The organism is Pseudomonas sp. 10(2024), from assembly GCF_045164175.1.
Classification (GTDB): Bacteria; Pseudomonadota; Gammaproteobacteria; order Pseudomonadales; family Pseudomonadaceae; genus Aquipseudomonas; species Aquipseudomonas alloputida.
Map to the genome: position 1 here is coordinate 4,092,208 of NZ_CP174006.1, position 14,328 is coordinate 4,106,535.

Annotated in this window: 11 protein-coding genes; 4 read left to right on the top strand and 7 right to left on the bottom strand. The window is 63.1% G+C overall.

Features of this window, described 5'->3' with window-relative positions; translation table 11 throughout:
* Positions 1-17 precede the first annotated feature (17 nt).
* Together ACI7M0_RS18555 and ACI7M0_RS18560 are read right to left on the bottom strand one after the other, a co-directional pair.
* Entirely contained in the window at positions 18-3,101 is a 3,084-nt protein-coding gene (locus ACI7M0_RS18555; protein ID WP_129933858.1) for a MexW/MexI family multidrug efflux RND transporter permease subunit, read from the bottom strand.
* Positions 3,098-4,195 carry an efflux RND transporter periplasmic adaptor subunit gene (locus tag ACI7M0_RS18560; protein ID WP_104887275.1) on the bottom strand — a complete coding sequence of 366 codons (1,098 nt, stop codon included), beginning with the start codon at positions 4,193-4,195 and terminating at the stop codon, positions 3,098-3,100. The genes ACI7M0_RS18555 and ACI7M0_RS18560 overlap by 4 nt, the downstream gene beginning before the upstream one ends.
* Positions 4,196-4,279: 84 nt before the next feature.
* On the opposite strand from ACI7M0_RS18560, the gene soxR reads away from it, so the two are divergent.
* Together soxR and ACI7M0_RS18570 are read left to right on the top strand one after the other, a co-directional pair.
* Positions 4,280-4,735 (top strand): redox-sensitive transcriptional activator SoxR, encoded by a 456-nt coding sequence (gene soxR, locus ACI7M0_RS18565; protein ID WP_003247276.1) that lies wholly within the window; start codon positions 4,280-4,282, stop codon positions 4,733-4,735.
* 146 nt (positions 4,736-4,881) lie between these two features.
* Positions 4,882-5,130, top strand: coding sequence for a CsbD family protein (locus ACI7M0_RS18570; protein WP_003247275.1), 249 nt, complete (start codon positions 4,882-4,884; stop codon positions 5,128-5,130).
* A gap of 52 nt (positions 5,131-5,182) precedes the next feature.
* Here ACI7M0_RS18570 and ACI7M0_RS18575 read toward each other — a convergent pair whose 3' ends face one another.
* The 4 genes from ACI7M0_RS18575 to ACI7M0_RS18590 form a co-directional block, all read right to left on the bottom strand.
* The gene (locus ACI7M0_RS18575) at positions 5,183-6,436 is read right to left on the bottom strand and encodes an OprD family porin (protein WP_020193320.1); all 1,254 of its coding nucleotides are present in this window, start codon (positions 6,434-6,436) and stop codon (positions 5,183-5,185) included.
* Between the two features lie 63 nt (positions 6,437-6,499).
* Positions 6,500-7,804, bottom strand: coding sequence for a CitMHS family transporter (locus tag ACI7M0_RS18580; protein ID WP_104887274.1), 1,305 nt, complete (start codon positions 7,802-7,804; stop codon positions 6,500-6,502).
* A gap of 114 nt (positions 7,805-7,918) precedes the next feature.
* Positions 7,919-9,226 carry a dicarboxylate/amino acid:cation symporter gene (locus tag ACI7M0_RS18585; RefSeq protein ID WP_129933075.1) on the bottom strand — a complete coding sequence of 436 codons (1,308 nt, stop codon included), beginning with the start codon at positions 9,224-9,226 and terminating at the stop codon, positions 7,919-7,921.
* A gap of 71 nt (positions 9,227-9,297) precedes the next feature.
* Positions 9,298-10,377 carry a 4-oxalomesaconate tautomerase gene (locus ACI7M0_RS18590; protein WP_020191614.1) on the bottom strand — a complete coding sequence of 360 codons (1,080 nt, stop codon included), beginning with the start codon at positions 10,375-10,377 and terminating at the stop codon, positions 9,298-9,300.
* 146 nt (positions 10,378-10,523) lie between these two features.
* On the opposite strand from ACI7M0_RS18590, the gene ACI7M0_RS18595 reads away from it, so the two are divergent.
* Positions 10,524-11,417, top strand: coding sequence for a LysR family transcriptional regulator (locus tag ACI7M0_RS18595; protein ID WP_003247268.1), 894 nt, complete (start codon positions 10,524-10,526; stop codon positions 11,415-11,417).
* A 19-nt stretch (positions 11,418-11,436) separates the two neighbouring features.
* Here the strand turns inward: ACI7M0_RS18595 and ACI7M0_RS18600 are convergent, their stop codons facing one another.
* Positions 11,437-11,733, bottom strand: a complete 297-nt coding sequence (locus ACI7M0_RS18600; protein ID WP_004577437.1) for a DUF3144 domain-containing protein — start codon at positions 11,731-11,733, stop codon at positions 11,437-11,439.
* A gap of 396 nt (positions 11,734-12,129) precedes the next feature.
* Between ACI7M0_RS18600 and mtlD the strand changes: the two genes are divergently transcribed.
* The gene (gene mtlD, locus ACI7M0_RS18605) at positions 12,130-14,253 is read left to right on the top strand and encodes a bifunctional mannitol-1-phosphate dehydrogenase/phosphatase (RefSeq protein ID WP_129933077.1); all 2,124 of its coding nucleotides are present in this window, start codon (positions 12,130-12,132) and stop codon (positions 14,251-14,253) included.
* Positions 14,254-14,328: the final 75 nt, after the last annotated feature.

Below are 14,328 nucleotides of genomic sequence, written 5' to 3' on the forward strand. Positions count from 1 at the left end.
TGAACAGGCCGTTGCCCCTAAAGCGCCCCCAGTTGCCTTTCAGCTTCGACCAACTGCCTCGCCCGCGCCGTGCTCACCCGGTGATCGCGTGCCAGCCAGGCGTAGATCGTCGGTAGCACGAACAAGGTGAACAAGGTCCCCACCAGCATCCCGCACACAATCACCACTCCCAACCCGAAACGGCTGTTGGCGCCGGCGCCGCTGGCGAACAGCAGCGGCAGCACGCCAAACGTCATCGCCGCCGTGGTCATCAGCACTGGCCGCAAGCGTATTTGCGCCGCACGAACAATGGCGGCGGCACGATCGAGGTTGTCGCGCACCTGAATCTCGTTGGCGAACGCCACCATCAGGATGCCATGCTTGCTGATCAGGCCGATCAGCGTCACCAGGCCAATCTGCGTGTAGATGTTCAGCGTGGCCCAGCCCAGCGCCAGCGGCAGCAGCGCACCGCAGATCGACAGCGGCACGGTCACCAGAATGATCAGGGGGTCGACCAGGCTTTCGTACTGCGCCGCCAGCACCAGGTAGATCACCACCAGGGCGGCGAGAAATGCCCACATCAAGGCAAAGCCCTCCTGCACATACTGGCGCGATTCCGATTGCCAGTCGTGGCTGAAGCCCGGTGGCAGCTCGGCGGTGAGCTGTTCCAGAAATGCCACGGCGTTGCCCATCGATACACCCGGGGCCGGGATCGCCTGCAGGGTACTGGCGTTCTGCTGATCGAACTGCAACAGGCGGTTGGGTGCCACTTCGATATCCAGGCGCACCAACGTGGCCAGCGGCACCAGGCTGCCATCCTCGGCGCGCACATACTGGCGGCTCAGCGCCGCAGGCGTCAGGCGTTGGTCCTGGATACTCTGCGGGATCACGTCATAAGAACGCCCGAACAGGGCGAAGCGGTTGAGGTACTGCTCGCCCACCAGTACGCCCAGCGACTCACCAATGGCCTGCATGCTGATACCCAGGCTCGCCGCCTTGGCCCGGTCCACGCGTACCTTGACCACCGGGTTGTTGTAGTCGAGGTCGCTGTCCACCACGGCGAACAGGCCGCTGTCGCGGGCGCGTTGCTTGAGCACTTCCATGGTCTGGAACAGCTCGGGGTAATCCTGGGCGCTGCGCAGCACCATCTGCACCGGCAGGCCACCGCTGGAGCCCGGCAGCGACGCGACCTGGAAGGCGAAGATGCTGCTGCCCTCGATATCCGCAACGGCCTGCTGCAACTGCGCCTGCACCTGTGCGGCGGAACGCTCGCGCGCCTGCCAGGCGCTGAGGTTGATGCCACCGAAACTGGCGGCCGGGCCGTCGGTGCCGTTGATGATCCAGGTGTCGGTGGTTTCGGCAATGGACTTCATCACCTGGTCGAGCTTCAGCGCAAAGCGTTCTGCGTATTCGAGGCTGGCATGCTGCGGCGACTTGATGGCGGTCAGCACCGCCGCCTGGTCCTCGGGCGGCGCCAGCTCGCGCTGTGGCAGCAGGTACAGCCAGGGCAGGCTCAGGCACACCAGCAACGCCACGCCGCCACTGATCCAGCGGTGTGCCAGTGTGTAGGCCAGCACCCGTCCATAGGCCCCGCTCAGCGTACCAAACAACCGATCGGCGAGAGTGGCCATTGCCCCATGCTGCTGACCGGCTTGCAGCAACAGCGAGCTCATCACCGGCGACAAGGTCAGCGCCACAATGCCGGACACGATCACCGCCCCCGCCAGGGTCAAGGCAAACTCACGGAACAGCGTGCCGGTCAGTCCGCCCATCAAGCCAATGGGCGCATACACCGCCGCCAGGGTCAGGGTCATGGCGATCACCGGCCCGGCAATTTCCCGCGCCCCGGCCAATGCTGCCGCGACCGGCGACTTGCCCTCCTCGATATGCCGGTGCACGTTTTCCACCACCACAATGGCATCGTCCACCACCAGGCCGATGGCCAGCACCATCGCCAGCAAGGTCAGCAGGTTGAGGCTGAAACCGAACATCAACATCAGGCCCGCGGCCCCCAGCATCGACAGCGGAATGGCCACCACCGCGATCAGCACGCTGCGCAGCGAACCCAGGCACAGCCAGATCACCAACACCACGATCAGCATCGCCTCCACCAAGGTGCGCAGCACTTCATGGATCGACGCATCGATGAAGCGTGCGGTTTCATAGGCCAGCGCCACTTTCACGCCAGGCGGCAAGGTCTGCTGGATCTGTGGCAGCAGTTGGCGAATTCCCTCGACGATCACCAGAGGGTTGCCGCTGGGCGTGGGGAACAGCCCCAGGTGCACGGCAGGTTTGCCGTCCATGGTGGCGCTGGTCTGCGTGGCCGCCGCACTCAGCTCGACGGTGCCGATATCGCGCAGGCGCACCAGGTCGGTGCCATCGTTGCGGATGATCAGCTCACGGAAGTCTTCGACCCTGGTCAGGTCGGTGTCCACCTGGATATCGGCCAGCACGTACTGCCCGCGCACCTGGCCCGGCGTTGCCTGGTAGTTGTTGGCACGTACCGCCTGCGCCACGTCCGCCGCCGTCACCCCGCGCCCGGCCATCTGCTCACTGTCCAACCACAGGCGCATGGCCAGGCGCTGGCCGCCGAACGACTGCACCTTGGCCACGCCGTCGATACCGGAGAACTGCGGTTCCACCACCCGCGACAGGTAATCGCTCAGTTCCGGTATCGACAGGCTGTCGCTGGCAAACCCCACATAGGCCACGGCAGTGGAGTCGCCTGCCGACAGCTCCACCACCGGGTCGTAGGCTTTTTCCGGCAGGCGATAGCGCACCTGGTTGACCTTGGCCATGGTTTCGGCCAGCGCCTGGGTCGAATCGCGGTTGAGCACCATGCGCAAGGTGATCAGGCTGCGCCCCTGCTGCGACGACGAGGACAGGTAGTCGATGCCCTCGACCGACGACACCGCCTGGGTGATCGGCTGCGTCACGAAACCCTGCATCAACTCGGCGGAGGCACCGGGGTACTCGGTGCTGATGGTAATGGTCGAGCTTTCCAGCAACGGGTACTGGCGGATCGGCAACTTGCCCATGGCAAACAGCCCCATCAGGATGATCAGGCTGCTGACCACCAGCGCCAGCACCGGGCGGCGCACGAAGACGTCGGTAAACTTCACGACTGCCGCCCTCCCTGGCTGGCCTGCAGGCTGTCCTGCGCCACTGGCTCGACCGGCATGCCATCACTCAGTTTCAGCTGGCCGGAAACCACCACACGGTCACCGGGCGTCAGGCCGGAGGTGATTTCCACCCGCCCCTGCCAGCGCTCACCGGTGGTTACCTGCACCCGGCTCACCCGGGTGCCATGCTGCGGGTCCTGGGTCGCGACAAACACCGTCTGCCCATAGGCGGTGTAGGTGATCGCGGTTTCCGGCACGGCCAGCACGGTCGAAGGCTGCGCAGCATCCAGCCGCACGCCGGCGTACATACCCGGCTGCAACTGCCCTTGCGGGTTCGGCAAGGCCGCCTGTACCTGCACAAGGCGTGCTTTGCTGACCACCGGGTCGACCGCCACCACCCGGGCCTGGAAGTCTTGCCCACGCACCGCGTCCACCGTCAGTGCCAGCACCTGCCCGGCGTGCACTTCGGGGGCGGCCTGCTCGCCCAAGGCGAAGTTCACATGCAACTGGCTGATGTCGGCCAGGCTGACGATGGTCTCGCCAGCGCCCAGGTACTGGCCCTGATGCACACGGCGGATGCCGAGCTTGCCGGCGAACGGAGCACGAATGGCCTTCTGCGCGATCAGCGCCTCGACATGCTGCAGCTCACCACGGGCCACGTCCACGGCAGTGGCGGCGTTGTCCAGCAGCTCTTGCGACACGGCATTCATCGCGCGCAGTTTGCGGCTGCGCTGCAGCACCACGTCAGCGTTACGCAACCTGGCCTGCAACTGCACGCGCAGGGCCTGCTCGGGCGCGTCGTTGAGCTGCACCAGCAACTGCCCGGCTGCTACTGTCTGCCCCGATTCGAAGGCGATGCGGGTAATACGCCCTGCCATCTCGGCCGCCACCTGCACCTGGTTGACCGCCTCCAACTCCCCCGAAGCAAAGCGCTGCCGCGCCAGTTGCACCTGCTCGGCCGTGGCCAGCGCCACCTTGGTCGCCGGCCACACCGCCGCAGCGGGCGGCGCCGAGCCGCTTCCCACCAGCGCATAGGCAGCGGCCAGCGCACCGGCAACAGCGCCGGCCCAGGCCAGTAACGTCCGTTTGTTCATGCACAGCTCCGATCACAGGGAAAGCGGTTGCAGGGAAGATCGGGCAGGACTATAAGAGCTCAACTTTACTTGAGGTCAACAGGCATGGCAGCGGACAACACACGGATGCTCACAGTGGGTGAGGTGGCCAAGCGCAGCGGCGTGGCGGTATCTGCGCTGCACTTCTACGAAACCAAGGGGCTGATCGCCAGCGTCCGCACGGCAGGCAACCAGCGCCGCTATCCCTCGCTGGTGCTGCGTACCCTGGCGATCATCAAGGTAGCCCAGCGCACGGGAATTCCGCTTGAGGAAATCAAACAGGCCTTCAGCCGTTATGCCCCCAACAGCAAGCTCACGGCCGCACAATGGAGCGAGATGTCCACGGCCTGGCGCGAAGACCTGAATGCCCGCATTCGCACACTGGAAGCACTGCGCGACAGCCTCGACAACTGCATTGGCTGCGGTTGCCTGTCGCTGGAGGACTGCCCGCTGCGCAACCCCGAGGATGTGCTGGGCAAGGAAGGGACCGGGGCGCGGATCCTCGAAAAGAAGGCGCGCTAACCTCGCGCGCTCATGCCAGGTGCGACCCTTTGCCGGCGCGCATGACCTGCAGGTGACAAACAGTCGCTTTGAACCATTGCGACGATTCACCGCCCTAACCCTGTGCTGTTAACCCAAAGCCGCTCACAGGAAGGAACTAAGCCATCATGAAACGCGAACAGATCGAAGGTGTAGCAGAGGACCTGGCTGGCAAGGCGCAAAGCGCCGTAGGTCGCCTGGTCGAAGACCCGGCGCTGGAAGCCGAAGGCGATGCGCGTCAGGCCGCAGGCCAGGTGACCAAGACCTACGGCGACACCCTGGACACGGTGTCCTCGTTCGTCAAGGAAAAGCCCTTCGCCGCACTGGCCATCACCGCCGCCGTCACACTGGTGGTCTCTCGCCTGCTGCGCCGCTGAACCACGGCGCCTCAGGCGGTTCAGGGCCGGATATCTTGTCCGGCCTGCGCCATCACCAGATGGCGATATCGTAGGTCAGGTAAAGGCGATTGCTGTCTCGGCCGCGGGCGAAATCTGATCGATACACGTAGTTTCGCAGCTTTACGCCCAGCCCTTTCAGCGGTCCGCCCTGCACCACGTAGGCAATCTCGGCGTCACGCTCCCATTCTTTGATGCCCTCGCTACCTGAACGGCCATTGTCGCCACTCAGGTAGCGCGTCATGAAGGTCAGCCCCGGTACCCCGGCGGCAGCGAAGTTGTAGGCATAGCTGGCCATCCAGGTCTTCTCTTCTTCCTCGATGAACTTGCCGATGCCGACGTTGCTGAACGAATAGACCGTTGCCCCACTGATATACGGCAGCCCCGCTTCACCGTCGAGCACCTGGTAACCTGCGCCGACGGTATGCCCGGAGTGGGCGTACGACAGTTGGCCGCTGAACATGTCGTTGTCGATGCCACCGCCATACGCCGTACCGCTGTCGCGGCTTTTGAAGTAACGCAGGTCGGTGGTCAGCACACCGCCGCCCAGCGGCAGATCGTGCACCAGCCCGGCGAAGTCCTGGCGGTAGAAATGCTCGAGCTCGCCATGGAAATAACTCAGGCGCAGTTGCTTGCTGACGGCGTAGTCAGCACCGGCGAAGCTGAAGTCGCCAGACGCTGGGCCGCCATACCCGTCCAGGTACAACCCGGTGCTATCGGATGAGTCGCGCTGTTTGAAGCGATCCAGGTGGCCGGCGGTAAGGGTGAGGTTGTCGATGTCGGTGCTGGTCAGCTGGGTTCCCTGGTAAGTCTGCGGCAGCAGGCGTGCATCGTTGTACACCAGTACCGGCGTCTTGGGCAGCAAGGTGCCATGCTTGACCACGGTGCTGCCCAGGCGGGCCTTGGCCGTGATACCGGCGCTGGCGAATTCGTCGGCCGCGCGGCCATCGTCATGCACTGGCAGCAACCCGGTGCCGCTGCGCCCACGGCCGGAGTCGAGCTTGAAGCCGACCAGGCCCAAGGCGTCGAGACCCAGGCCGAGGGTGCCTTGGGTGAACCCGGACTGGTAATCGAGCAGAAAGCCTTGAGCCCATTCCACCCGCTCGCTTTTGGCAGTGGCGGCGGCGCGGGCGCTCATACCCTGCTCGTCACGGAAATTCTCGTTGAAGTACACGTTGCGCAACTGCAGCTTGAGCTTGCTGTCTTCGATGAAACCGGCGGCACCGGCCACAGGCAGCCAGCCGCACAGCAGGCCACAAGTGGCCCCACGGAAAAGAAATCGGGACATGATGGTTACTCTGTTGTTGTTCTTGGGTGAGTCAGCGGGGCGCCGAGCGGCGCCCTGGGTGCTTCAAACCATGAAGGACAAGGCGCCCGTCAGCAGTGCCAGCGCAGTGATCACCAGAGAGGTGAGCACGGCCCACTTGAAGGTGGCTTTCTGGAAATCACCGATATCGCGGTCGACCATGCCCACCAGCAGCAGGGTCGAGGCCACCAGCGGGCTCATGAGGTGAACCGGCTGGCCAAGCACCGAGGCGCGGGCGATTTCCACCGGGTCGATGCCGTACGCGGCCGCGGCATTGGCCAGGATCGGCACAACGCCGAAGTAGTACGCATCGTTGGACAGCACGAAGGTCAGCGGCATGCTGGTCAGCGCCACCACCAGCGGGAACCAGTGGCTCCACGCTTCCGGGATCCAGTCCACCAGCGTCTGGGCCAATGCATCGACCATCTTGGTACCCGAGAAAATACCGGCAAAGATGCCCGCGGCGAACACCAGCAGCACCACGGTCATGGCGTTGCCCGAATGGGCGAGAATGCGCTCTTTCTGCAGGTCCAGCTGCGGGTAGTTGATCATCAGTGCGGCGACGAAACCGATCATGAACAGGATGGCCGCGTGCATCAGCCCCAGCACCAGCGCGGTCATCACGGCGATCACCAGCACCAGGTTCACATAGGCAAGGCGCGGGCGCTTGTGCGGATTGTCGCCGAGGATTTCCTTGATGTAGCAGTTGCCGCCACCGGACTCCAGGGCAATATTGCCGATACGCCGGCGCTCGGCACGGCCCAGCAGGTAGGCGGTGAACACGACCCATGCCGCCCCACCGATGACGGTGGGCAACATCGGAATGAAGTATTCGGTCGCATCCAGGCCGAGCGCTGCAATGGCACGGGTGGCGGGACCACCCCACGGGCTCATGCCGCTCATGATGCTCAATGACAGCATCGATACGGTCGCCAGGATCATCGGGTTCATGCCGATGCGCTTGTACAGCGGCAGCATGGCGGCGCAGGTAATCATGTAGGTCGTGGTGCCGTCACCGTCCAGCGCCACCAGCAGCGATAGCAAGGCGGTGCCGATGGCGATCTTTATCGGGTCGCCATTCACCCGCTTGAGAATCTTGCGGATCAGCGGGTCGAACAGGCCGGCGTCGATCATCAGGCCGAAAAACAGGATGGCGAACAGCAGCAGCGCGGCAGACGGTGCGACCATTTTCAGCCCATCGAGCATCATCTTGCCCAGGTCTGGCGCGAAACCGCCAACAAGGGCGAAAACAATCGGCACGATGGTCAGCGCGACGATCGGGGACAGGCGTTTACTCATGATCAGGTAGGTGAAGGTCACCACCATGATCAGGCCCAGAAGTGCGAGCATGGTTTGTTCTCTTGTTTTTATTGTCTACGTGGCCACCTGCAGCGCAGACGGCCCCCTGACCCCCACCCGGCAACGCCTGGTGGGGGCCTGCAAAAAGCTTGAGGGTGTCGAGGCTCAGCCGTGGCGGCGCGGTTCGGCGACCCAGTCGGCTGTTTCAGCGACGGGGCTGACCACCGGCTCGCCATTCAGGCGGCTGTGCAGCGTCTGGCGGTCACAGGCGTTTTCCGACAGCGAAACCACCACCGTCGCCACTGCGTTGCTGGCAAGACTCGTCAGCGCACGGGCTTCCGACATGAAGCGGTCGACCCCGATCAACAGGGCCAGGCCGGCCAGGGGAATGTCGTGGATCACGGTAAGGGTCGAGGCCAAGGCCACGAAACCGCTGCCGGTGACGCCTGCCGCGCCCTTGGAGGACAGCAGCATGATCGCCAGCATGGTGACTACCTGGCCCAGGCTCAGGTCGATGTTGCAGGCCTGCGCGATGAACACGGCTGCCAACGACAGATAGATGGCAGTACCGTCCAGGTTGAACGAGTAGCCAGTGGGCAGCACCAGGCCAACTACGCCTTTCTTGCACCCAAGCTTCTCGAGTTTCTCGAGCATGCGCGGCAGCACCGGCTCGGTTGAGGAAGTACCCAGCACCACGAGGAACTCTTCGCGGAAATAGCGCAGCAACTTCCACAGGCTGAAGCCATGGGCGCGGCAGATGCCACCGAGCACCACCAGCACGAAGAAGGCGCAGGCGATGTACAACGTCCCCACCAGCTTGGCCAGCGCACCAAGGGACGTAATCCCGTACTGGCCCACGGTGAATGCCAGTGCGCCGAAAGCGCCGACCGGGGCAAAGCGCATCAGGTAGCCGAAGATGCGAAACACCATGGTCGAGGCCGACTCCAGCACGTCCAGTACCGGCTTGCCCTTTTCGCCCATCGACGAGAGGGCGAAACCGCTGAGTACGGCGATGAACAGGACCGGCAAGACCTCACCCTTGTTGAAGGCACCGATGAAGGTGTCCGGGATGATGTGCATGAAGAAGTCCACCACGCTCAGCTTGGCAGCCGACGCGGTGTACTGGCTCAGGCCCGCCGTGCTCAAGGTGGCAGGATCGATGTTCATGCCGGCACCTGGCTTGAACAGATAGACCGCCGCCAGTCCGATCACCAGGCTGACCACCGTCAGACCCAGGAACAGCAGCAGGGTCTTGCTCATCAAGCGGCCCAGGGAACGCTTGTCGGTCATGCCGGCGATGCCGGTGACGATGGTGCAGAACACCACCGGCGCGATCATCATCTTGATCAGCTTGATGAACGCATCACCCAGCGGCTTGAGGGCCACGGCCTGTTGCGCCCAGAAGTGTCCGACCACCACGCCCAGCAGGACGGCGCAGAGAATCTGGAAATACAGCGATTTGGCGAGTCTCATGGCATCACCCATTGTTGAAATTGTGCGGATGCGCTTGTTACGAATGTGCAGGTCTGGATCGGTGCCTGGAACTACCCGGCCAACCTGCGGAATGTAGGGGCGTAGACGAACCCTGAGAAGAGCCGCCGGGCGGTTCGCACCACCGAAGCCTGGATGGTCTGGCCATCGGCACCGCTGCGCGTCAGCGCAACATCGATGCCGCCACTTGGGTGCTCCAGGCGGACCTCGGCCAGTTGCTGCGCGCCTTCGCCCAACAGGTCGGCAATCACGGTGCCAGGGCTGACGCAGGCAGTCGCCAGCCCCACGGCTCCAGTGATCGCCAAGGCACGATGGCAGTTGTGTGGCATGAAATAGCGAACCTGCAGCGTGCCGTCGTAGCGCGGCTTGGACACCAGCACTGGCTTGGGGATGACCATGCCACTGACATCGCCCAGGCCCATGGCCTTTCCGGCCTTCAGCCGCAACGCTTCCAGGCGTTCGAGCAGCGCGCTGTTGGCGTCTAGCTGAGCAGGGGTTTCCGAGCCGCTGACCCCCAGCTGGCTGGCCTCTACCACCATCATCGGCATGGCCATGTCGATGCAGGTCACCGGCACGCCATCAATTACATCCTGGGCCTTGCCCGTGGGGAACAGCTTGCCGGTCTTGCTGCCAACCGCGTCGAGGAAGGTCAGGTGCACCGGGGCGGCAGTGCCCGGTACCCCATCGATCGCCGTGCGGCCTTCGTAGCGCACGATACCGCCGGGCGTTTCGACCAGCGAATTGACGAAGGTGCCGGTGTTGAGGTTGCGAATGCGCACCAAGGTCTTGCCTTCCTGGCCTTTTACCAACCCCTGTTCGATGGCGAACGGCCCAACCGCACACAGCATGTTGCCGCAGTTGGGGGCCGTATCGACCCGGCGCTGTGCGACCATCACCTGCACGAACAGGTAGTCGACGTCGGCGTCGGCATGCAATGACGGGCTGATGATCGCCACCTTGCTGGTCTGCGGGCTGCCGCCACCGATGCCGTCGATTTCCAGCTCATGGCCAGAGCCCATCAGGTTGATCAGCAATTCGTCGCGCTCGACCACATTGGCAGGCAGGTCCCAGGCGTGGAAGAACGGCCCTTTGGAGGTACCGCCGCGCATGAGTACGCAAGGAATTCGTTGCATGATTTCGCACTCTTGTTGATCAATGGACATCATTGATGCTGTGAGCAAAAGAGTGACAGGGATGGATAAATCAATCCAATGCAAATATCGTAGCTATTATTGCGATTCAAACATCAATATAGCGCCAGGCCAGTCGAAGGTTTCTTATGGAATATGAGCTGCAAGACATCAGATCTTTCGTGAAAATCGCCGAACTGGGCAGTTTTCATGAGGCCGCAGAAGCGCTTCACCTGTCCCAGCCGGCCCTGAGCCGGCGGATCAAGAAACTGGAGGAAGGCCTGGGCACCTCGCTACTGGAACGCACCACTCGCCGGGTCAGCCTGACCAGCGTGGGCCGCGACTTCCTGCCCAAGGCCAGGCGCCTGCTGGATGATTTTGAAGACTCGATCCTCAGCATCCGCGAGCTGGCCGAGCGCCAGACCGGTCAGGTTACCCTCGCCTGCATTCCTACTGCGGCGTTCTACTTCCTGCCGTCGGTGATCCGCGATTACAACGAGCAATACCCGAAAATCCGCATTCGCCTGCTGGACCTTAGCGCCAACGACGGGCTAGAAGCCGTACTGCGCGGCGAGGCCGACTTCGGCATCAACATGATGAGTGGCCAGCACCCGGACATCGAGTTTGTCTCGCTGGTGCAGGAGCACTTTGTACTGGCCTGCCGGCGTGACCACCCACTGGCGAATCGCGCCTCCGTTACCTGGACAGAGCTGGCTGATTACCGCCTGATCGGCGTCGGCCGCCTGAGTGGCAACCGCATGCTGCTGGACCATGCGTTGTCCGGGCTCAACCTGCGGCCCAAGTGGTTCTACGAAGTGCAACACCTGTCCACGTCACTGGGCATGGTCGAGGCCGGGCTGGGTGTGTCGGCCATGCCCAGCCTGGCCATGCCCAATGCCGACCACCCCACGCTGGTGAGCGTGCCGTTGATCGAGCCGCAAGTCACCCGCACGCTAGGGCTGGTGTACCGGCGCGGCGCATCACTGTCGCCGGCTGCGGAGAAATTCGTTTCGATCCTGCTGCAGAAATGGCCAAATCGCTGAGGGAAGCGGCGCACCTGGCTTAGTCGTTCTTGCCCAGCATGTACCGGTCAAAATGCTCGATATGCTCATCGAGGTTGTCCTCGAGCATCATCCGGTACTGATCACAGAAGTACTTCAAAATCTCTTCCCGTGCCGCTCCCAGCTCCGCGCCGCTCTTGAAGCTGCGGGCGCTCATCCAGGCGCTGAAGCGCGCGGCACCGAAGGTCAGCGAGGCGCTTACCTTGCCCAGGTCCTCGAACTTTTCGATCTGCTGGTTCGCCAGTTCGATGTGCGCATCGGCACGATCGTAAAAGGCCTGGTCGGTAGCTTGGGTCATTGGGGTTCACCTTGTTGCGCAATGCGAGCGGGAGGCCAAGCCTTGCATGTCGCGGCGCATACGTGCAAGGCTGAAAAAGGATCACCCATGACGAAAAGGAAGCAAAGCACCTCATGCCTGGAATCACACGTATCCATCGCTATTTGCGCCCACTGCCTGCGAAACCGACTGCAGCCAGTGGGCGTGACCTCAAGGCCAAACGCGCCACCCGCCTCGCCGCAACGGTTGCCAACCTCCTCTGCACACCCCGCTCCGCCCCGCCTTACCTCTGTGTCACCCCTGAGCGTCCCCCTGTCGAACGTGTGCCCCCGACCTGACTGCCCCCACTGCAGCTCACACACCGTACTCGCCTGTTACAGGCGGGATGCCTGACGCAACGACAAGGGGCAACAGCCAATGCTTTTCTTTCACGGTAAACAGATTTTCAGCGCCATCTTCGATATGGATGGCACCCTCTTCGACACCGAGCGCCTGCGCTTCAGGACACTCAAGCAAGCCTCTCTGGAAATCTTCGGCAAAGCGCTGAGCGAGCAGACCCTGATTGGCTCGCTGGGCCTGAGCGCAAAAAAGGCCGAAGCCCTCGCCAAGGCGCATAACGGCGAAGACTTCCCGTACGCACAAATCCGCCAACGCGCGGATGAACTTGAGCTGGAGTACGTGCGCAATCACGGCGTACCAATCAAGGCCGGCCTGCTGGAGGTGCTGGAGCGCTTGCGCAAATCAGGCCTGACCATGGCGGTGGCCACCTCCAGCCGCCGTGCCATCGCCGAGGAATACCTGATCAACGCCAACGTGCTGAAGTACTTCGACATCACCGTTTGTGGCGATGAAGTCAGCCAAGGCAAACCCCACCCCGAGATTTTCCTGAAAGCCGCCCGCGCGCTCAATTGCGAGCCAGGCCAGTGCTTCATGGTCGAGGACTCGGAAAACGGCATGCTGTCAGCGATGCGCGCCGAAGGGCAGGCGATCCTGATCGAGGACATCAAGCCGCCTGCGCCGGAAATCAAGGCAGGCGCGCTCAAAGCCTACCGCAGCATGCATGAATTTCTCGCCGACCTGAGCGAGTGCGTACCCGACCTGGGCATGCCTGCATTGAGCGAGCCGTTCCCGGCCTCGATGAACCAGTTCAGCGTGGGCATTCATGGTTTCGGCGCCATCGGCGGCGGTTACCTGACGCAGGTATTTTCCCATTGGGACGGCTACACCCGACCGCGTGAAATCATTGCCGCAACCCGCTCGCGCATGCTGCGCGAAAGCGTCAGCGCCTTCGGCCGCTACAGCGTGCGCTACGGTGCCACGTCGTTCGACCAGACCATCGACAACGTGCGCATGATCGACATGGATGACGACGACGCCGTCATCGGCATGTACACCACTGCCGAAATCATCGGCCTGAGCCTGCCCGAGCAGGCCATCAGAAGCCAGGCCAGGGTGATCGCCCAAGGCCTGCTGCAACGCTTCGAGCGCCGAGGCCGGGAGCTGACCCTGCTGATCGTGCTGAACAAGGTTGGCGGTGCGGCGTTCGTGCGGCGTCATGTGCAAGCCGAGTTGTCGCTACTGTGCCCGCCTGCGATCAGCGAGCAGGTTATGCAAAAGACCCATTTCGCCGAAACGGTGGTCAGCCGCATCGTGTCCAAACTGGGCAATGACGCGCTGGTGCGGCAACTGCGCATCAAGTCGCAGATGTTCCAGAACAGCCTGGAAGACGAGCCTGCAAACACCCGCAAACCTTCAGCGCCGCTACCGGAGTACGAACGGCTGATCGGCCACTTCAGGCCTTTTGCACAGCCCAGCAGCGCCATGAGCCAGCTGCATCTGGTGCTGTTCAACAGCGAAGCTGACATGCCGCTTTACGCCGAACGCGGCAGCGATCTGCTCGAACGCCTGCGCCAGGTGAAGACAGTGCCAGACATCGCCCAGATCCAGATCATCAAGAACCGCCTGTGGAACGGCCCGCACGCCATCGTTGCCTGGTACGCCAGCCTGCTGGGCCATGCCTGGGTCGGCCAGGGCATGGGCGATGCGCGGGTGAGTGAACTGGCCGAGCGCCTGATTCGCCAAGAGGTCGCGCCCGCACTGGTGGCCGAATACCCACAGATGGCCGAGGTGGTCAGCCGCTTTGCCGAGGCATTTCTAGAGCGCTGCAAAACCTCGTTCAAAGACCCCTGCGCCCGGGTAGGCCGCGACCCCTTGCGCAAGCTGCAACGCAACGAACGCATCCTCAGCAGCATCGACCTTGCTCGCAAGCACGGTATTGCAACCCCGGCCCTGGCGTTTGGCGCGGGCCTCGCCATTCACCACGCCCTGAACTGCAGCGACAGCAAAGACCTGGAAAGCCAGGCAATCAGGCAGGTTTACCTCGACAACCAGGAAAGCGTCGAAGCAGTGCTCACCCATGCCAAAAAACCGTTCCCCGGGTTGTGCCGCGTCAAGGACGCGGAACTGATCACTGCCATCCGTGAAGGCTTCCGCCAATTGCCACAGCCGGCTTCGCGCCACGCGGTTGCTGTAGGCTCATAACCAGCCCTGGCCGGGACACTGTGGGCGCGAGTTGCGCCTGCGTCCCGGTCAGCGCCATGGGCTGGCCTTGGGTAC